Annotated in this window: 16 protein-coding genes; 11 read left to right on the plus strand and 5 right to left on the minus strand. The window is 26.9% G+C overall.

Translation table 11 applies throughout. From position 1 onward, the window contains the following. Positions 1-131: 131 nt before the first annotated feature. The 9 genes from Q0F58_RS04800 (at position 132) to Q0F58_RS04840 (ending at position 12,026) form a co-directional block, all read left to right on the plus strand. A complete protein-coding gene (locus tag Q0F58_RS04800) occupies positions 132-2,015 on the plus strand; it encodes a sensor histidine kinase KdpD (RefSeq protein WP_294373168.1) in 1,884 nt (627 codons plus the stop codon). After that, a complete protein-coding gene (locus Q0F58_RS04805; protein WP_294373169.1) occupies positions 2,008-4,041 on the plus strand; it encodes a sensor histidine kinase KdpD in 2,034 nt (677 codons plus the stop codon). Before Q0F58_RS04800 ends, Q0F58_RS04805 begins: the two co-directional genes overlap by 8 nt. A gap of 119 nt (positions 4,042-4,160) precedes the next feature. Further along, positions 4,161-4,655: a TspO/MBR family protein gene (locus tag Q0F58_RS04810; protein WP_294373170.1), complete on the plus strand. Its 495-nt coding sequence runs from the start codon at positions 4,161-4,163 to the stop codon at positions 4,653-4,655. A 98-nt stretch (positions 4,656-4,753) separates the two neighbouring features. After that, entirely contained in the window at positions 4,754-6,910 is a 2,157-nt protein-coding gene (locus Q0F58_RS04815; RefSeq protein WP_294373172.1) for a type IA DNA topoisomerase, read from the plus strand. 239 nt (positions 6,911-7,149) lie between these two features. After that, positions 7,150-8,064 carry an AEC family transporter gene (locus Q0F58_RS04820; protein WP_294373174.1) on the plus strand — a complete coding sequence of 305 codons (915 nt, stop codon included), beginning with the start codon at positions 7,150-7,152 and terminating at the stop codon, positions 8,062-8,064. Positions 8,065-8,287: 223 nt separating this feature from the next. Beyond that, entirely contained in the window at positions 8,288-9,301 is a 1,014-nt protein-coding gene (locus tag Q0F58_RS04825) for an ABC transporter substrate-binding protein (RefSeq protein ID WP_294373176.1), read from the plus strand. A gap of 38 nt (positions 9,302-9,339) precedes the next feature. After that, positions 9,340-10,113, plus strand: coding sequence for an ABC transporter ATP-binding protein (locus Q0F58_RS04830; protein WP_294373178.1), 774 nt, complete (start codon positions 9,340-9,342; stop codon positions 10,111-10,113). Then, a complete protein-coding gene (locus Q0F58_RS04835; RefSeq protein WP_294373198.1) occupies positions 10,100-10,930 on the plus strand; it encodes an ABC transporter permease in 831 nt (276 codons plus the stop codon). Before Q0F58_RS04830 ends, Q0F58_RS04835 begins: the two co-directional genes overlap by 14 nt. Before the next feature lie 250 nt (positions 10,931-11,180). Then, positions 11,181-12,026, plus strand: a complete 846-nt coding sequence (locus Q0F58_RS04840; RefSeq protein ID WP_294373179.1) for a YitT family protein — start codon at positions 11,181-11,183, stop codon at positions 12,024-12,026. A 73-nt stretch (positions 12,027-12,099) separates the two neighbouring features. Here the strand turns inward: Q0F58_RS04840 and Q0F58_RS04845 are convergent, their stop codons facing one another. From Q0F58_RS04845 to Q0F58_RS04855, 3 genes are all read right to left on the minus strand, one after another. Then, positions 12,100-13,092 (minus strand): acyltransferase family protein, encoded by a 993-nt coding sequence (locus Q0F58_RS04845; RefSeq protein WP_294373180.1) that lies wholly within the window; start codon positions 13,090-13,092, stop codon positions 12,100-12,102. 24 nt (positions 13,093-13,116) lie between these two features. Beyond that, a complete protein-coding gene (locus tag Q0F58_RS04850; RefSeq protein WP_294373183.1) occupies positions 13,117-13,731 on the minus strand; it encodes a flavin reductase family protein in 615 nt (204 codons plus the stop codon). 400 nt (positions 13,732-14,131) lie between these two features. Then, positions 14,132-15,418, minus strand: coding sequence for a D-alanyl-D-alanine carboxypeptidase family protein (locus tag Q0F58_RS04855; protein ID WP_294373185.1), 1,287 nt, complete (start codon positions 15,416-15,418; stop codon positions 14,132-14,134). 167 nt (positions 15,419-15,585) lie between these two features. Here Q0F58_RS04855 and Q0F58_RS04860 point away from each other — a divergent pair, with 167 nt between their 5' ends. Beyond that, entirely contained in the window at positions 15,586-16,335 is a 750-nt protein-coding gene (locus tag Q0F58_RS04860; RefSeq protein WP_294373186.1) for a polysaccharide deacetylase family protein, read from the plus strand. Positions 16,336-16,425: 90 nt separating this feature from the next. Here the strand turns inward: Q0F58_RS04860 and Q0F58_RS04865 are convergent, their stop codons facing one another. Continuing rightward, positions 16,426-17,151: a type 1 glutamine amidotransferase gene (locus Q0F58_RS04865; protein ID WP_294373188.1), complete on the minus strand. Its 726-nt coding sequence runs from the start codon at positions 17,149-17,151 to the stop codon at positions 16,426-16,428. A 16-nt stretch (positions 17,152-17,167) separates the two neighbouring features. Next, positions 17,168-18,526 (minus strand): Mur ligase family protein, encoded by a 1,359-nt coding sequence (locus tag Q0F58_RS04870; protein ID WP_294373200.1) that lies wholly within the window; start codon positions 18,524-18,526, stop codon positions 17,168-17,170. Positions 18,527-18,891: 365 nt separating this feature from the next. On the opposite strand from Q0F58_RS04870, the gene zapA reads away from it, so the two are divergent. Further along, a complete protein-coding gene (zapA, locus tag Q0F58_RS04875; protein ID WP_294373190.1) occupies positions 18,892-20,931 on the plus strand; it encodes a cell division protein ZapA in 2,040 nt (679 codons plus the stop codon). Positions 20,932-21,218: the final 287 nt, after the last annotated feature.

Here is a 21,218-nt window from a genome sequence, read left to right on the forward strand (position 1 = left end):
TTTGACAATATTAGAGTTGAATTTTTAAAATATTTCCTTAATTGTAACATAGATTTACTATATGTGTATACAAAAAAAGCAAAATGGAGTAATATATAAATTAAGATATAGATGTAAAAAGGAAAAATAATATGAAAAATAAAATGTTAAAAACCTTTTGCGCAAGTATACTTATTTATATACTGCTCTTTTTTTCTCTAAAAAATGATGAATTGGGAACAGCTTTTTTAATGAGAATATTATACATTTTATTAAGTTCAGTACTTTTTATGATACTCAGTAAATTGGATGGATTTAAAAATAAGTATGTGAATAGAGCTGTAAAGTCTTTTTTGATTATAGTAAGTATTATTGGAATTGAAGGCATATCAATGATAACAAATTATCAGTCCATGTATGTAAGAAATAATTATATAAGTATGAGTGTATATGCCATAATATTTATGGAGATGCTGCTTAGTTATGTATTAAGTGAATATTATAGGAATAATCATGTATATAAAAATATGATTTTTACATTTGGAATTTTTGCTATAGTTTATTTATTTATTGTAATAAAATTAAGAGCTTATATAAATATATACTTAATTTTAAAAAGTATATGTGTTGTGTTACAGTTTGGATTATATTTGAGTATATATGAACAAATAAAAATTTATAATAAGCTGAAAAATAAAGATCAGAATATAACAAGAATACATATATATGCCATAATAATATGTTTGATTGAATGTGCAGATATTATATTTGCTGAAAGTAGAATGTTAAAAATAATTCTTGAGAATATATGTCTTGCAAATTTTCTTATATTGTTTTTAGTTATTGTTATAAATCAAATTGAACAGCCATATAAAAATTTAATTGAGGTGCTTCAAAAAGAAAATGATGAACTTGATGAACTTAATATGCAGATAATATTAAAAAATAAGCAGCTGGAAAAGCTTAATATAATACTTAAGCAAGAAGAGGAACTCAATCAGACATTTATAAGATTTATGCCTCATCCCATGATAATATTAAATTCTGAAAATAATAGAATAAATTTTTTTAATAAGCAGTTCATGGACCTTGTAGGGATAGATAGCACAAGAAAAATAATAAATAAAAAAATAAAAAAATATATTGAATTTGTGCCAGAAAATAAATATAAGGATTATGATGCTGTATTATATGTAGGGAATAGAAGAAAATATTTAAAAACTAAATTTTTAGTAAATTATAATTATGACAGCCGGCAGATTCTTTTAATAGAAGATAATACAGCAAGTGTTCAAATTAGAGAAATGCGGAATGAAGTTGAAAAAAGAAAACAGCATGAGCATATAAGAACACAATTTTTGTCCAGCATAAGTCATGATTTAAAAACTCCTATAAATGTCATTTACTCAGGGCTTCAGCTTGAACAGATATATATAGAAAAAGGAGATATTGAAGCATTAAAGAAGTATAATGCAATAAGTAAGCAAAGTTGTTTGGCTTTAATAAAATTTACAAATAATCTCATAGATAATTCAAAGATTTCTTCTGATTATATTTCAGCAAATTTAGAACTGGTTAATATAGTTGAAATAGTTGAAGATCAGGTAATGTCATATGTAGATTATGCAACATGGAATGGAATAGAATTGATTTTTGATACAGATACAGAAGAATGCATGATGAAAATAGATGTAGAATTTATGGGAAGGATAATATTAAATCTTATATCTAATGGTCTTAAATATACTCCAAAAGGAGGAAAAATAATAGTTGATATAAAAGAATATGTTGACAAAATATGCATAGAAGTAAAGGATACTGGAAGTGGAATTAAGGAAGAGATAAAAGAAAAAATTTTTAATAAGTATACTTCGAGCAATACAGCGATTGCTGACTCAAAATCTGGAACTGGATTAGGTTTATTTGTAGTTAAGAATCTTGTTGAACTTCAAGGTGGAAGGATATACCTTAACGAAGAAAATAACTTTGGAACAAGCATAGTTATTGAATTTAAAAAGGGAGAAAATTATGTTTAAGAAATATCTATATAAATGGTATGGTTCTAAAAATAAAATTGAAGATATTAATTTTAAGAATAGCATTACATTTATTATCTTAGCATATGTATTGTTTTTGTATCGGTTTGTTAATGATACTTATGAATTTTATGTTATGGCTACAAGTATAATATCCTTAGGAATAATTATTGGATTTGTATATAATAATGCCATAAAGAACAAAGTTATGCATAAGAAGTTAAAAAATTTAAAGAGACTTTATTTTTTGTCTGTTATGATAGCTGTATTTACAGGTGTAATTGTATTATGTATAAATAAAAGAAATGAATTTTATTATATATTTCTTTTTTTGAATTTTCAAGCTATACTGGAATATTGTGAAATTGAGAATATATTTAATGTTGAAAATAAGCATATAAGTAATATTAAGATATATATAGGATTTATGGCGGCATTTGTCATAGCACTTATAATTAATGAAAAAGATCTGTCAATTAATCTTTTGATATCTGAAAACTATCTGGATGGGTATGTTATAATGAGTACACTCATAAATCTATGTATGTCGTTATCGACATTAAATAAGATACTTGAATATAGAAAAAGATTCTCAATGGATGAATTAAAAAAAACTATTTACTATATGTGTTCAATAACATGTAATCTTTTTGGATTTTTATTTATAGAATTTGGTTTTAAATTGGTAGCAGTAATGCTATTAGTAATGAAATGTATTGCATTTGCAAAGTTTTATAATTATATTATAGATAAGATTCGTGATGAGTATTTTGAAATGATTAATTATAATATAGAAGAAGCTGTTAATACAAAAAAACAATTAAATTCAATATTATTAAAAAGAAATAAAATATTGAATGATACCAATGTTATGATTACTAAAGCGCATAATAATTATAATAAAATTTTAGACTCTATATATGGACAGGTATGTTTATTTACAGATGATAAACTTCAGTATATAAACAGTAACATGCTTAAAAAATTTAATATAGATGAAAGTAAATTTAAAAATATGGATATAAGCATATTTTTAAAGGAATATCTTAATACATCTATTGAAGAGATACAAAAAGGTGGCAATTATATATTAACTTTAAATCTTAACAATGAAAGCATAAAATGCAGAGTTTTTCTTATAAAACCTAATAGTTTTAATAAACTATTATATTTTGAAGATTTAAGAGAAGAAACAGAAAATAAAAAACTGAAAAAGGAATTTGAAGAATTTCTAGTAGACGATACACATAAAAAAGAGTTCTTTGCTAATATATCTCATGAGTTGAAGACTCCTATAAATATTATATCTTCTGCATTGCAGGTTAATAGTATGTATCTTCAGGAAAATAAAATTTCATCAGTTGATAAAAACAGAAAAGTAATAATGCAAAATTGTTTAAGGCTTATAAGAACTATAAATAATTTTATAGATTCCAATAAAATATCTGAAGGATATGTAAAGCCAGAAATGAAAGTCTGGAATATAGTTGACCTTGTAGAAAATACAGCATCAGCATGTAATAAATATATAGAGATGTTTGATAACAGATTTATTTTTGATTCAGAAGAGGAAGAAATATATGTAGAATGTGATAAGGAATTTATAACAAGAATTGTTTTAAATCTGCTTTCAAATAGTATCAAATATGGCAAAAGGGGTGGAGTAATAAAAGTTAATCTCACTCTGAGTGAAGGTTTTGTAAATATAAAGATAAAAAATGATGGGGCTAAGATTGATAAAGAAACAATACCATATATGTTTGATAAATTTACAAAACTAAATAAAGCGTTTAATAGAATAAAAGAAGGCAGTGGTCTTGGTCTGTTTCTTACAAAAGCATTGGTTGAACTTCAAGGAGGAACGATTAACCTTACATCTGGAAATAAAGGAAATGAATTTGTTATAAGATTTAAATACATAGACATAGAATATGTAAATGAAAATGATATATATAGTGAAAATTTTGAAATAAATTCAATAGGAGAGAAAGTAGATATAGAATTTTCTGATATATATATGTTCTGATTAATGACTATTAGTTGATTTTTGATACAAAATGTAAATATTTTAAAAGACATATTATTTTATTATATGTCATATAATAAAGTATCGATATAAAGTTAATAGATATGAGGTGCTTTATTATGAATAAAAAAAACACAGATATAAAAATAATTCCTCTTATATTAAATATAGCAGTTCCATTGATAATAAGCTTTCTTATAAATAAGATGCTTCCGGACACAAAGGAGTTATATAATAGTCTTGAAAAGCCATTTTTTGCACCACCATCATATATATTTCCTATTGTCTGGACAATATTATATATACTTATGGGTATAGCAGCTTATAAAATCTATATATTAAAATATAAAAATATAGATTCCAGTTCTGCTATGTTTGTGTATTACATACAGCTTCTTTTGAATTTTTTATGGACCATAATATTCTTTGGATTCCGATTGTATGGTATTGCTTTTATAGAATTATTGATTTTATGTTTCTTTGTGATTTTGACAATAAAAAGATTCTATAAGAAAGGCGGAAAATTACCAGCGCTTCTTATGATGCCATATTTAGCATGGATTATTTATGCAGGAGCTTTAAATTTTTATATATGGATGCTTAATGAAATGTAGATAATTTATAAAACCAGTTTGAACAAACTGGTTTTATTTTTTGATTAGTGTTAATATATATAATGCACGATAATAACCGAGAGGAGGAAAAAAATAGCATGGCTAAAGTGATTATTGCAGAAAAACCATCAGTTGCAAAAAATATTGCAGATGCGTTTAAGATAAAAACTAGAAAGGATGGCTATTTTGAAGGTAACGGCTATTATATAACATGGGCATTTGGACATCTTTTGCAGTTGTATGATGCAAAAGATTATGATGAGGGTATGAAAGGATGGAGGTTTGAAAAGTTCCCTTTTATACCAGAGCACTTTTTATATAAGGTTAAATGTGACAGTGTAAATAGAAATATTGAAGATAAAGGTGCTAAAAAACAGCTTGGAATAATAAAAGGGCTTATAGATAGAGATGATGTGGATGGAATAATATCAGCTACAGACTTTGACAGAGAAGGACAGGTAATAGCAGACGAAATATTTGATTATTTTAAAGTAGAAAAACCTATTTATAGATTGTTATTAAACGAATGGACTCCTGATGAAGTAAAGAAGGGAATGACTTTATTAAAAGATAATAAGGAAATGCAGTCTCTTCAAGATGCTGGAATAGGAAGGCAGTGGAGTGACTGGATAATAGGAATAAACCTCACATCAGTAAGTACGTTGAAATACAAATTTGAAGAAAACAAAACCATAAATATTGGAAGGGTTTTATTACCGACTTTGAAAATAATATATGATAGAGATAAAGAAATAGAAAACTTTAAGGCGACTACATATTATAAATTATTATCTAACTTTAAGGCTTCTGATAAAGAAGAATTTGAAGGGCTATATTATGAAAATGAATCTGAAAAATTTGATAAAAAAGAAGATTTAGATAAACTTCTTCCTTTACTGGATGGTTCAAGTGCTAAAATAATTGATAAGCATACTGAACTAAAAAAAGAATATCCACCATATTTATTTAATTTATCAAATCTTCAAGGGTATATCACAAGTAAATATAAAGGCTGGACATCAGATAAAGTTCTTAAAGTAGCACAATCATTATATGAAAAAAAGCTTACTACATATCCTAGAACAGCCAGTGTTGTTTTGGAAGAGAGTTTAAAGGATAGAGCTAGAAAGGTTCTCGAAACATTAAAGATAGGTCTTCCTTATGAAGATGAAATTAAATTTACAACATCAAAAAGAGTATTTGATAGTTCAAAGGTAGAAAGCCATAGTGCTATAACACCAACATATATTAAACCTTCTGGATTAAGTGCTGATGAAAAAATAGTATATGATGCTATAAAAAACAGATTTATAATGCAGTTTATGCCTGTAGCACAATTTGAAGAGACAAAAGTAACATTGAAGCCAGAGAATCCTGAAGTGAAAGGAATTTTTGTTTCAAAGGGAAAAGTAAAGCTTGTAGAAGGCTGGAAAAAGGTTGAAAAAATTGAAAGTAAGGATGTAATACTTCCTAAGGTTGAAATTGATGAAGTATTAGATATTACAAAATCAAAAGTAAGTGCAGTAACTAAAAAGCCACCTAAGCATCATACAGAAAAAACGCTTTTAAGAGTTATGGAGACCTGTGGAAAAGGAATTGAAGGAAAAGAAGATTCAGAAGAAATGATGCAGGCTATATTAAGTGGTTTCAGCATAGGTACACCAGCAACACGAGCTGAAACAATAAAGAAGCTTAAAGATATAGGATATTTAAAAACAAAGGGAAAAAGCCTTATATGTACAGAGCTTGGAAGAAATATAGTTGAGATATTTCCTGTTAAAGAGCTTTTGGATTTAGAGTATACAGGAAGACTTGAAAAAACACTTTCAGATATTGAAAAAGGTAAATTTGCTAAAGCTGATTTTATGAATCTTATAAAGGACTTTACAATAAAATCGGTAGATTCCATAAAGAAAGATACTGGTGCATTATCAAGATTTAAAGTTGAGATTCCAAAGGATGTTCAAAGTCTTGGACCATGCCCAGTGTGTGGAAATCCTGTAATTGAAGGTGAAAAAGGATTTGGATGCAGCAACTGGAAGAATGGATGTAAATTTACTATATGGAAAGATGATAAATATATTAATTCATTTGGAAAAAAGGTATCAAGAGAAATGGTTGAGCTTCTTTTAAAGAATGGAAAAGTAGGTTTTAGAAATTTGAAAAGTAAAAAGGGAAATACTTTTTCGGCTTATTTTAGATATGAAAAGAATGAAGAAACAGGATATTTTAATTGGAAAATAGAATTTATTTAGAAGATGGTAGATAAAAAATATTAATAGAAATATTTTTTATTAATATATATTTCAATTAACAATGTATGATTGGCAATAAATGATGAAATCTTTGCAACATTTCTTTAATTATTATATTTTATTATTGGAAGATATATAAATTCAGAAAAAAGTTTTACATTGTTAATTGCAAGATAGTACATTAAAATTTATTACTGATGTTTATATTATAAGAAAGATAAAATAGGGGAGAACACAGTATGAATGTGTTGAATGTAGTTGTAAACCAGATTGGTATGATGTATATAATCATATTGACAGGGTTTATATTATATAAAAAGGGAATAATAAATGATAAAGGGACATTGCAGCTTACCAACATATTATTATGGATTGTAAATCCAATGCTCATGGTGACAAGATATCAGATGGAATTTTCTAAGGAAAAATTCATTGAATTGGTTATTTCTTTAGGATTATCTTTTATTATTATTGCTTTAAGCATCATGGTTGCAAAGATTTTTAATAAAAAGGGAAATGGAATAGACCAGTTTGCAACAGCATTTTCTAACAGTGGTTTTATGGGAATACCTCTTGTAAGCAGTATTCTTGGAGTAGACAGCATATTTTCTTTATCAGCATATATTGTCTGCTTTAATTTACTTAGTTATACATATGGAATTTATCTTGTGAGCAATGATAAAAGTCAGGTGTCTTTAAAGAAAATAATTTTTAATCCTGCTGTTATAGCTGTAGGTATAGGAATGATTATATTTATATCACCAGTAAAGCTTCCAGCAATGGTTTATAATGCATTTGATTCATTGGGAAATATAAATACACCATTAGCAATGCTTATTTTAGGTACATATATTGCCCAGTCAAAAATTTCTGAACTATTTACTAATAAACATATATACTATATAAGTTTTTTAAAGCTGATAGTTGTACCAATATTTGCAGCATTACTGCTTAAATTTGTACCAAATTCGCTATATAATATAAAAATGGTAATGTACATAGCCTCAATAACACCAACAGGAATGACTGTAGCAATGCTTTCGCAAGTTTATGGAGCAGATTATTCGTATGGAGCAAAAATAGTTGGGCTTACAACATTGTTGTCTCTTATTACAATACCGATAGTTATGATATTGCCAGGATTATTGTGGTAATAATAAGGAGTATTATTTAATTGAAAAAATAAAATAATATAATTTTAGAAAATAGATTATGTTTAAAATATTATTTATTAAAAAGCAGCTATAACGTAGCTGCTTTTTAATATTGATTAGAAAATTGCTTTATATTATACAAGTGCAACATAAAATAGAACAATATTAAAAAAGATATCATAATATATGATTATAGATATTTAAAAGGAGATCATTTAATAAAATGAAGAAAAAATCTAAAGTATTTACAGCTTTTTTACTTGTTTTTGCATTAGTATTTTCTTTAGCAGGATGTATGGTGCAAAATAAAACAGAAGAAAAGGTAAAAGTAAGGTTAAATGAAGTAACTCGTTCAGTATTTTATGCACCAATGTATATTGCAATGAGTCAAGGATTTTTTGAAGAAAATGATATAGAAATTGAATTACAGACAGGTCAGGGAGCTGATAAGGTAATGCAGGCTGTTTTAAGTAATTCAGCAGATATAGGATTTTGTGGTCCAGAACAGGTTATTTATATAAATAATCAAGGAAGAGAGGATTATCCAGTGGTATTTGCTCAATTGACTCAGAAGGATGGTTCATTTTTAGTTGGAAGAAATAAAAATGATAATTTTAAATGGGAAGATATTAAGGGGCATGATGTTATTGGAGGAAGACCTGGGGGAGTGCCTGCAATGGCATTAGAATATGCAATGAATAAAAATGGTATAAATCCAGATAAGGATGTAAATATGGTTACAAACATTGATTTTTCAGCAACAGCAGGAGCATTTAAAGGTGGTACTGGTGATTATGTCGCTCTTTTTGAACCAACAGCTTCAGTTATAGAAAATGATGGAGGAGGATATATTCTTGCATCTGTAGGAGAAGAAACTGGATTGATACCATATACATGTTATTTTACAACAAAGTCATATATGAACAAAAATCCTCAGGTGATAGAAAATTTCACAAAAGCAATATATAAAGGTCAACAGTGGTTTTTTAGCCATTCTGATGAAGAAATAGCAGATTGCATAATTGATTATTTTCCTGGTACTGACAGAGATACTATTATAACAGTAGTAAAGAATTATAAGAATATAGATGCATTAGCACACAATCCACAGATAAAAGAAGAAAATTTAAATAGGCTTATGGATATAATTGAAGATTATGATAATAGCCTTATTACAGAAAGACCGGAGTTTTCAAAAATAGTTGATAATTCTTATGCTGAAAAAGCTTTGAATTAGTGATTATTATTTGATGGATAAAAAGGTGGTGAATAAATTTGTGCTTATTGGAAATTCGCAATATATACATGAACTATCATTCAATAAAAGGAGAAACAAAGGCTTTAGATAATGTTAAATTTAAAGTTGAAGAAGGAGAATTTATTTCTATTTTGGGACCTTCAGGATGTGGAAAGTCAACACTTTTAAATATAATAAGCGGGCTTTTGGAACCGTCAGAAGGAAAAGTCTTATATAGAGGTGAAGACATAAAAAGCAGTCTTGATAAAATAGGATATATGTTTCAGAAAGATCATCTTTTTGAATGGAATACGGTGTGGGATAATGTTACATTAGGATTAAAAATAAAAAAAATTTTAAATGATGAATCCAAAAAACGAGTAGAAAAACTGCTTGCTGCTTATGGTCTTGAAAAATTTAAGAATCATTATCCAAAAGAATTATCGGGAGGAATGAGACAGAGAGTTGCCTTGATACGGACTCTTGCCTTAAATCCAGAAATTCTTTTTTTAGACGAACCTTTTTCAGCATTGGATTATCAATCAAGACTTCTTGTCTGCGATGATGTATATAAAATAATAAAGCAGGAAAAAAAGACAGCAATAATGGTCACACATGATATTGCAGAAGCAATTTCAACTTCACAGAAGGTCATAGTTCTTTCAAAGAGACCAGCTAAAGTCAAAAGAGAAATGATTATGAATTTTGACAGTGATGAATTAACTCCTTTCCAGAGAAGAAAAGAAAGACAATTCAGTGGATATTTTAATGAGTTATGGAAGGAGCTGAATGATGATAATGGGAAAAAATAATGATATACATTTGAATAAAGCTGGTCTTATAAGTGATGAGCATAAAAAATATTTAAAGAAAGTCCAGAATAATAAAAGAAAAATTACAATATCAAGAATAATGATTCTTGTGATTTTCATTGTTTTATGGCAGATTGCAGCAGAATTAAAGTGGATAGACCCGTTCCTTACATCAAGCCCAAGCCGAGTTGTAAAATCTTTCATAAGTTTATATGAGGATGGTTCACTATTTAAGCATATAGGTGTAACATGCTATGAAACTATTCTAGGATTTTCACTAGGAACAATACTTGGAGTAATAACAGCTGTAATATTATGGTGGTGTCCTGTTATTTCAAAGATATTAGATCCATATCTGGTAGTATTAAATGCGCTTCCTAAGGTGGCACTGGCTCCAATAATAATATTCTGGATTGGAAATGGCATGCCTGCAATAATAGTAATAGCGCTTTTAATTTCTATTGTAACTACAATAATAAGTGTTTTAAGTGGATTTAATGAAATTGAAAATGAAAAGATAATGTTGATGAAGACTTTTAAGGCTTCAAAATTACAGATATTGAGATATCTTATATTTCCATATTCAATACCAGTGTTTATTTCAGCTTTAAAGATAAATGTGGGGCTGTCATGGGTTGGTGTAATAATGGGAGAATTCCTTGTAGCAAAAGATGGATTAGGATTTTTAATTGTCTATGGTGGGCAAGTTGCTCAGCTTGATACTGTAATGATGAGTATAGTGATATTGTCAGCAATTGCATTTATTATGTATGAAATAGTTGCAGCTGTCCAGAAAAAATTAACAGGGAATAAGTAGTATGAGAATGAGGTATAGAATATAAATCGTATTCTTTTACCTCTTTTTTATTTTAATAATATATTAGAAAATGATTATTAAACATGGATATAAAAGAAAAAATATCTAATAAATTTTATGTTTTTTATAGAATTCATAACTTATTAGATATTTTTTTTACATTTGAAGCAAAATAGAAAAGTAGAAGAAAAAAATATATATGTTAATATAAAATAGATTAGAAATGCTTAAAATTATGAGGAGGGATTTTATGAAGAAAATATTGAAAGAATATGGAATTATAACATTGGGAGTAGCGATAGTAATATGTGCATTTGAATTTTTCTTCTTTCCAAATCAAATTGCATCTGGAGGAGTATCTGGTCTTGCACTTGTAATAAATAATATTCTTGGAATTGAACCGGGAATAATAATGGTTGTTTGTAATGTAATATTATTTATTCTTGCATTTGTATTTATTGGAGGAAATTTTGGAATAAAGAGTGTATATGCTGCATTTAGTTTATCAATTGCATTATCAATAATTGAAAAAAATTATACACCAATAGCATTGACAGATGACCTTATGCTGGCATCAATTTTTGGAAGTACACTCCTTGCATTGGGAAGTGTAATAATGCTTACTCAGGATGCTACAACTGGAGGAACTAGTATTACAGCAAAGCTTATGAATAAATATATGAATATAGATTTTGGAAAGGGACTTCTAATATCTGATTCTATAGTAATATTATTAGCAATGTATACATTTGGAGTAGAACTTGGTCTTTTTGGGCTTTTAAGTGTGTATTTAACTGGTACTTTAATTGATAAATTTGTGGATGGTTTAAATATTTCTAAACAGGTCATGGTTTTCACAAAAGAAGAAAAACTGGTTTCAAATTACATAATGAAAGATATAGACAGAGGATGTACAGTGTTTTATGGAAAAGGTGGATATACTGGTGAAAATAATTGTGTAATTCTTACTGTATTGACAAGAAGACAGTTTATGAAATTGAAACAATTTATAAAAGTAAATGATCCCAATGCATTTGTTACAGTGAATGATACAAGTGAAGTATTAGGAAAGGGATTTAAAAGCTTAACAGAATAAAAAATAATTAAAAAAATAAGAGAGTTATGGATAGAGTACAATTCTTTCCATAACTCTTATTTTTTTATTTATATTAGAAAGTCTGATTTATATTGCTATTTATCTGCTCATTATATAAACAGTGTAGATAATTTTTGCACTTTGTAATTATTAAAGCAAGCAGTGAAAGTAATATAATAATAGATGTTTCTGATAATATCAGCTGTAGCCATGAACCATATTTTAATATAGGTCTTAAAGTAATAAGCTGTATTATGGCTGAATGTGAAATATATAGCACCAGTGAGTTTTTTCCAAACCATGATAGAAAAGTTTTTCTGCTGGTGAAAGTAAGTAAAAAGAATCCACACAGTATGAAGCCGCCTATATAATGGAATACTCTTAATATAAAAGGATATAATGCTGAATCATGATAGTAAGTATAATTTGTATACTCAAATAGAAATTCAACATCAATAAATTCTCCTCCAATGAAGGGGATTATTAGTACGGCTGCGGTCAGAATTCCTATATGAATAGAATATTTTTTAAATTTATCAATAAAATCTTTTTTGTTAAATGCCATACCTGCTATAAAAAACGGCATAAAGAAAAATATTCTTGAAACACTGGCATAAGATCCTATACTTCCGTCAAAGCCTATTATAAGTGAAGCTGCAACAGAAATTATAAAAGCTTTTTTATAATTTTTAACATGTTCAGATAATATATACCATACTGTCAGTGCAAGAAGATACCATAGTGTCCAGCTTGGATAAAGAAGCTGAAATTTTACACTTGTTCTGTTTAATATGTATCTATTAAATATAAAGTAGAAGATTTGAGCAAACAAATATATTTTTGCAGTATCTGCAACTTTTTCAGAAGTGCTCCTTTTGCTTTTTTTACAGAAATATCCTGAAATAAAAGTGAATAAAGGCATATGAAACATGTATAAACACAGAATAAGATAATGAGGATTAACACTTGAAGGTGATATATATTCAAGTGAATTTCCAATTATAACACATATTATTAAGAATCCTCTTAAATTATCGAAGTAATTATCACGTGTTTTATTAGTCAATCTTTTTCCTCCTTGTATAAATTGTTATTTATTTTGCTGCATTTGACGCTGAAGATTTCTTCTTTTTTTTGTTTTTTTCTTCATTACAGAAAAGCCAAAAGATCCTACAGGATGTTTTTGAAGAGGAAAATATTCTCCATGACAGTATGCCATCATATTAGCATTTTCAAAATGAATCTTTCCATTTTCATCAAAAAGTTCTTCATTTACATGAGAGCTTACAACTTCTGCGATAAACATATCATGAGTTCCAAGTGGAATAATGTTTTTTACCTTACATTCGATGTTTACAGGACATTCTTCAATATAAGGTACGCATATGTTTGTACTATCTTTTAAAGTAAATCCCATTTCTTTTATTTTATCATTCTTTTTTCCGCTTCGCACACCACAATAATCAACAGCTTTGACTAAATTAGAACCAGGCATGTTTACTACAAATTCCATAGTGTCTTTTATATATTCATAAGAAAGCCTTTCAGGTCTTATTGAAATATAAAGCATAGGAGGCTTAGTATTTATAGTACCAGTCCATCCAACTGTAAAAACATTTGTTTTTCCTTCTTTATTTTTAGAAGTTATTAAAACGACGGGAACTGGATTTAATATAACACTGCCTTTCATTTCAATTTTGTTCATTAATTTTGCTCCTTAATAAAGATAATATTTTAATTGATGTCAGTAATGCCTTATTTAAAAGTATACTGACAACATTTTGATTATATCATGTTTTTATAATAGCTGCTATCAGTTAAATATTAGCAAAAATGATTGTTGCATAGTGTTCTGATAAAAAAATTAATAAATATATATATTTATAGAGATATTGAGTATATTATAATTTAAATATGGATATTATAAAAACCGATATAGGGATAAATAATCCTATATCAGTTTTTTATAATCTTGTAGACACTTTATAAATTTATATAATTTAAATTGATCTGCATTATTTACATTAGTTTATATTATACTATAAGCTAACTTATTTTTAATATTTATTTTAATTATGAAAAATTCTCTATCATTCAAATTATAATTAATATCTTCTTCTACGAGAATAGCTGCTTCTTCTGCGTCTTGAATTTGAAGCCATATTTTTTATAAGAAATAATAAAGTTATTATTATTATTATACTTGCCAAAGTTGCTATATATATTATTAAGTTATCTTTTAAAATATCACCAAATGATATGTCAATAGTACCGCTGACATTTTCATTATAATTTCTTGTAGAATAAGTTAGGTTTACATTCTTATTGAATAATAGACTCCAAGCACTTGAATCTGTTTTGTCATAAGTTATTTCAGATTCTGCATCATTTATTGCGTTTGAATAATATGTTACATCTTGAGTTAGTTTTAAAGGAACAGTAATTGATTTTGATGGTCCGAAGAATCCAAATGATTTATATTGGATATCTGTTGTTCCAACTTCTTCACCAGATGCTTTGTAAATTGTCTTGGACGCTTTGTAGCTATAGTCCATGATTTTATCCATATCATTAAATTTAGTCATATCTGCATTATCGACTTGTTTGCTTTTAAGAACTACTCCGATAAGTTGTCTTCCATCTACTTCATAAACAGCAGCTAAACATCCGCCAGCAGCATTAGTTAATCCGGTTTTTCCAGCAATGTTTCCGTTTTTGCCAAGTCCAAGGTTTCTGTTTTCTAACATAACTTTAGCACCGTTAATTTCAATAGAAGCTTCTGAAAGTCCCATAACTTCTCTTTCCCAATCATTTTGAAAAGCAGCTTTTGTTATTAGGGAAAGATCATATGCTGTTGTATAGTGGTTTTCATCATGTAGTCCATTTGCAGTTACAAAGTTACTGTGTGTAGCACCAAGCTCTTTTGCTTTATTGTTCATCATTTCAGCAAATTTTGTAGAATCACCTGCAACATTATCAGCAATCATGTAAGCTGTGTCATTTCCAGAGAAAAGAAGCAGACCTTTCATAACATCATCTGCTGACATTGTGTCACCAGGCTTCATAGAGTTATGCATGAAGTTGATATTTAATGAATATTCAGGTTGAGCTTTTGCAGATTCAGTAAATGTAATTGCATCACTCTTTTGTTTATTTTCAGCTAATAAAAGACCTGTTAAAAGTTTTGTTGTACTAGCTGGATATCTTTTGCTATCTGCATCTTTACAATAGATGATTTCACCGGTTTCTAAATCCATAGTAATGGCAGCCTGTGCATTTATTTCAGGTAATGTATCTGTAGAGGCAGCATTTCCTTTAATGGCTGCAAAAGGGCTCAATATAGAAATAGAAAGAGCCAGTATAAGTGTTTTTAGAATAAATTTTTTTTTCAAGTCAAATCTCTCCGCTTCTATTTTTAATATATTAAAACATTTTTAGTATAACATTTATAAAGATTAATAACAATAAATGCTATATGTAAAATTTCAAAGAAATTATAATAATATGACTTATATTGAACAAACTATATTAGGAATAAAAAAAGGGGTGATATATAGATATGAAAAAAAATACTATAAATATGGTTATATTGCTTATTGCAATTATAATGACCTTAAATTTCTTTGAAATAACAATATCTGCATCAGCAGATGAAAGAAAAATAGTCTATCTTACTTTTGATGATGGACCTTCTTTTAGTAATACTGATTCAATACTTGATATACTATGCAAAAACAATGTTAAAGCTACATTTTGTGTAGTGGGAAATAATGCAATGCATAATAAAGGTACAATGAGGAGAATAAAAAATAGTGGTATGGGTATTCTGCCTCATTGTAATAATCATGATTATAAAGATATATATAGCTCAACTGAAAATTATATTAATGATTTAAATGAATGTATAAAGAGCTTAAATGATGTTCTTGAAGAAAAGAGAACATATAATATGGTAAGAATGCCTGGAGGTTCTACAAATACTGTATGTAATGAAGAGGTTTTAAGTAATATAAAAAATTATTTAAAAAGTATTAATATAAATTACATAGATTGGACAATTGACTGTGGGGATACAAAGAAATCATGTGTAGCTTCAAATACAATAAAAGGAAATGTAGAAAACTCATGTGGAAAAAATGTTGTAGAAGTAGTTTTAATGCATGATTTAGAGAATAAGAAAACAACAACAGAGGCTTTGCAGGATATAATTAATGATTATAAAAAACTGGGATATGAATTCAAAACAATTGAAGCAATGGAATCATGGGAATTTAATTATCTTGAAAATAAAAAAATAATTAATAGATAATAATAAGTATTTATGCCATAAAGAACAAATTTCCACATATAGTATTAATGAAAATAATATATGTGGAAAAATGACTTATAAAATTTATTTCTAATTTTTCAATCTTTCTATAATTGATTGTTTTGCTTTTAATTCAAAATCATCTTTTAAAGGACTTAATGTTATTTCCTTGCCATATTTATTTTTTAAAGCAAGAGATAAAAGTCTATCAGCGAATTCTGGATTTTTAGAAAGAAATGAACCATGAAAATATGATCCAAAAGTATTTTTATAAATACATCCTTCATATCCATCAGAGCCATTGTTTCCATATCCATGAATACATTTTCCTAATGGTTTGTGATCATTTATATAAGTTCTTCCTGAATGATTTTCAAAACCTACATAAGTTTCATTAAAATCTTCATTTATTATTTCAGTATTTCCAATAAATCGTGTATTTCCGCCTTCAGTATATATGTTAAGAATACCAAGACCATCTATCTTTTCACCATTTGGTGCAGTATAGTATTTTCCTAAAAGTTGATAACCTCCACATATAGCTAGCAAGACTTTATTAGATTCAACATATTCTTTTAATGGCTGCTTTTTTAAAGTGTTTAAATCATCAGAAACTATTGATTGTTCAAAATCTTGTCCGCCGCCAAAGAAAATAATATCTGTATTTTCTATATCTAATTTATCGCCAATAGAACAGTTTACAACATTTATGTCTATTCCTCTAAGTGAAGCTCTGTATTTTAATATTAGTACATTACCTACATCCCCATAAACATTTAATAAATCAGGGTATAGATGACATATAGTTAATTCCATAATATTAAATCCTCCTTTACCATAATTTATTAATATAACCTTTTGAGTAAAGGTATTTTCTATAATTTATCATAGCTGTATATGTTGCAAGAATATAAATTTTAGATGAGGAAGATTGTTTAAGTTTTTCAGTAAGTTTTTCATAGTCTTCTTCAAGAATAAATTTGTTAACATCAAGGCCGGCAACTTTTAACCTGACAGCCATATCGTACATTCTTATACCAGATATGAATATATCTTCAATTCTAAGGGCTGAAATTTTTTCGAAATCAACATCCCATATCCATGATACATCACGACCATCAGCATAATTGTCATTAAGCATAAATAGTGCAGAAAAAGCATCTTTATTTAAACTTAAAGTATCCAAGGCTTGATTGTATCCAGCAGGATTTTTTACTAAAATTATTTGAATATTTTTATCACCAATTTTAATCTGTTCTTGTCTTCCAAAACTTGAACTTTGATTTTGAAGAGATGATTTTATTATACTATCACTTATTCCAAGTTCTTTTGCAACAGAATATGCACATAATCCATTATAAATGTTATAAGCTCCAGACTGACTTATAAATATTTCAGAATCATTTATAAGAACAGTTGAACTTTCAGGTTTTAGATCTAAAATTTTGTTTACACAGTAAGAAAGTTCAGGGCGTTTATAGCCACATTCAGGACAATAAAAATCTCCTAAATGATTGTAAGTAACAAAATTATAAGAATAAGGAGCTTTACAGAATTTGCAGAATTTAGCATCGGCGTTCAAGTCTAATGAATTATCTTTTTTTAGTGGAGTATTGAATCCATAATATATACACTTATTTTTTATGTTAAGTTTGCCAAGAAGAGATTCATCACCATTTAAAACTAAAGTAGATTCAGGAACTTTTGAAATACCTTCAAGAATCTTAACAAGAGTAGTGTAAACTTCACCGTATCTGTCCAGTTGATCTCTAAAAAGATTAGTAACTGTTATTATTTCAGGAGTCAGATATTCAGTTATAAATTTTACATTTGCTTCATCGACTTCAATTACAGCATAGGCATCTTTTTTCTTTTTAAAGAAAGAGTAATTTGAAATAAAACAAGCTACTATACCAGGATACAAATTAGCACCTGTATTGTTTGTTATTACATTTAATCCGCTTTCTTTTAAGATATTATAAATCATGCTTGTAGTTGTAGTTTTTCCATTTGTGCCTGTAATTAGGATTACTTTGTATCCTTTGCTTACAGTTTTTAATATTGATCTATCAATTTTTAAAGCAATCTTACCTGGGAAATTACTTCCTCCCTTAACAATATGTTTTGCAAGAAAAGCAGTTAACTTAGATAAGAGTATGCTTAAAATACTTTTGATATTTATTGTACTCACCACCTATAATTTATATCCATTTATATTTGGATAAACTAATGATAAAATTTGAATATATATATATTAATATATTTATCTTAATAAGTAAAATGAAAATGAAAAAATATAGTATCAATAATATAAAGTATTTATTTTAAGATGATTTGAAATTTTGAGATTTATATTAGGTATAAAGTCTATAAATAATGCTCGTGTATATTAAAAGAAAAGTAATAAGAAATCGAATATTGACAATATTTCATAGAAAAAATAAATGGAATTATAGTGACAGATAATTTTTTAATATTTAAGGTATGTAATTGTTTTATTATTGATTATATCCTATAATTAAAGAAATAAAGAATTTTACGAGGTGTTATATTAGTATGATTAAGGTAACAGTTAACATAAATGGTATGAGCTACAATTTAAAGGGGGAAAAAGATGAAAAATATCTTTTAGGTGTAGCAAGTTACGTTGACAGCAGAATCAAAGAAATACTGTCCAAAAAATCTGGATTGAGTACCAATGCAGCAACAGTACTTGCAGCAGTCAATATTGCTGATGAATTATATGAGTCTGATGATCAACTTGATAAAATTATTAAAGAAAAAGAAGCTATTGAAAATGAAAAAAATATATTGAAAAATACTATTGAAGGATATAAAGAAAAATTTGAGAATGCTGTAAAAGAAAAAAACAATGTTGAAGAAGAATTTAATGCTAAGGAAGCAGAACTTCATGAGAGATATAAAAATCAGGAAGCCACTTATAATAAATTGAGTGAAGAAATTACGCAATTAAAACTAGAAAATGAAAAGTTATCAAAATACAATAAAGAAACATTAGACGAATCAAAAAAACGAAAAAATAAAATAGAATCACTTACTAAAGAATTGAGCGAGGTAAGAGAAAAAGGCAAAATTAATTATAAGAAAATTGATGAAGCAAAGAATAAAGAACATCGACTTAATAAAGATTTACAGAGTGCAAATGATAAAATAAATGCTTTGATGAAAGAATTGAAAGAAGTAAGTGAAAATAAAGGAAAACTTCAATCTGAATTAAACAATTTAAATAATTCTAATTTGGAAATAGCTGCAGCACTTGAAGAAATAAATGTTGCTAAAATAAATCTAGATGATGAAAACAAAAATTTAAAAGAGAAAAATATTTCATTAGAATCGGAAATAAAAAGTGTTAAAGAAGAATTCGATAATGAGAAGATAAGTTTGGAAGATTTAATTGAAAAATTGAAATTAAATCTTGAAGAAGAGAAGAAAAAGAATGAAGTATTATCACAAGATTATAGTAAATGCAAAGTTGAATTAAGTGAATTAAATAATCATTATGAAGAAAATAATAAAATGCTGGAAGATTGTAAACAAAAACTTGATTTACAGATTAAATCATATGAAGATCTTAAAGAAACATCTTCTGCTGAAAACAAAACATTAAGCAGTAAAATTGAACAATTAGAACAATTAAAAGAAAATCTAAATAATTCATTGAAAGAATATGAAGATAAATGTACAGAATTAAAAAATATAATTGACGATGGAAAAATGGAAATTTCTGAATTAAATAAACAGATTAATCAAATGACTGATGAAACTGAAAAGGAATTAAATCAATATAAAGAAAAAATAGATTATTTAAATAATGATAAAACAGCTAAAGAATCAAAAATATCTGAATTAAATGACATAAAAATAAATCTTGAATTGCAGTTGAGTACATTAAAAGAAAAAGAAGAAAAGATGAATATAGAATTTAATGAGATAACAGATGCTAATGATGAATTATCTAAGGAATTGGAAAATATTAAAGAAAACAAATATATGTTAGAAAAAGATTTAGAAAATTCAAAATTAGAAAATGCGCAATTAAATATTGATATGGAAAAACTTAAAGAAGAAAAAAGTAATGAAATTAAACTTAAAGATGATGAAATTGAAAATTTAAATTCAAGTCTTGAAGCAAGAGAATCTCAATTGAAAAAACTTAATGATGATTTTTCAAGCAAAATAAGAGCAATTGGAAGACTTGAAAAGGAACTTGATGATAAACAAGGGATTTTCTTAAAGCTAAAAAGAGAAATTGAAGAAAAGGAAAATACCATAAAAGAAGCCAATAAACAGATAGAAGAAATGAAAGAAGATTATGATAATTGTCTGGAAAATGTAAATAAATATGAAGTTGAATTGGCAAACAGCAAAGATTCAATAGAGGAATTGAATAACAGAATATCAGTAATAGAATCAGAAAAAAATAAGGTCGTAAATGAAAATAACACTTTAGTTGAAGAATCAAAATCATTTCAACATAGATTGTTTGAGTTGCAGGCAAAAGTTATTGATGCAGAAATAGAACTTGCAAAGGCTAAAAAAGAACAAATAGGACCGGTAGTTAAAAATAAAAAATAAGATATATTTAAATTAATATGTTTAAATAAAGAAGATACTAGATTTGAATTAGTGTCTTCTTTTTATGTGGTGTTTGCATTTTCTTGAAATTAGTATATTATATATGTTGATATATTGTAAAGAATTATTGAAAAGTGTTTAATTCTAATGAATACTAAAATTTTAGGATATGCGTATATATTGCAATTGAGAGTGAATGATGAAATCTTTTCAAGATTTCTTTTATATTTTTATATGTGTTAGATAAAATATGTGTTAGATAAATTTTAGTTTTGCAACATATATTA

The organism is uncultured Clostridium sp. (assembly GCF_934754915.1).
GTDB lineage: Bacteria > Bacillota > Clostridia > Clostridiales > Clostridiaceae > Clostridium.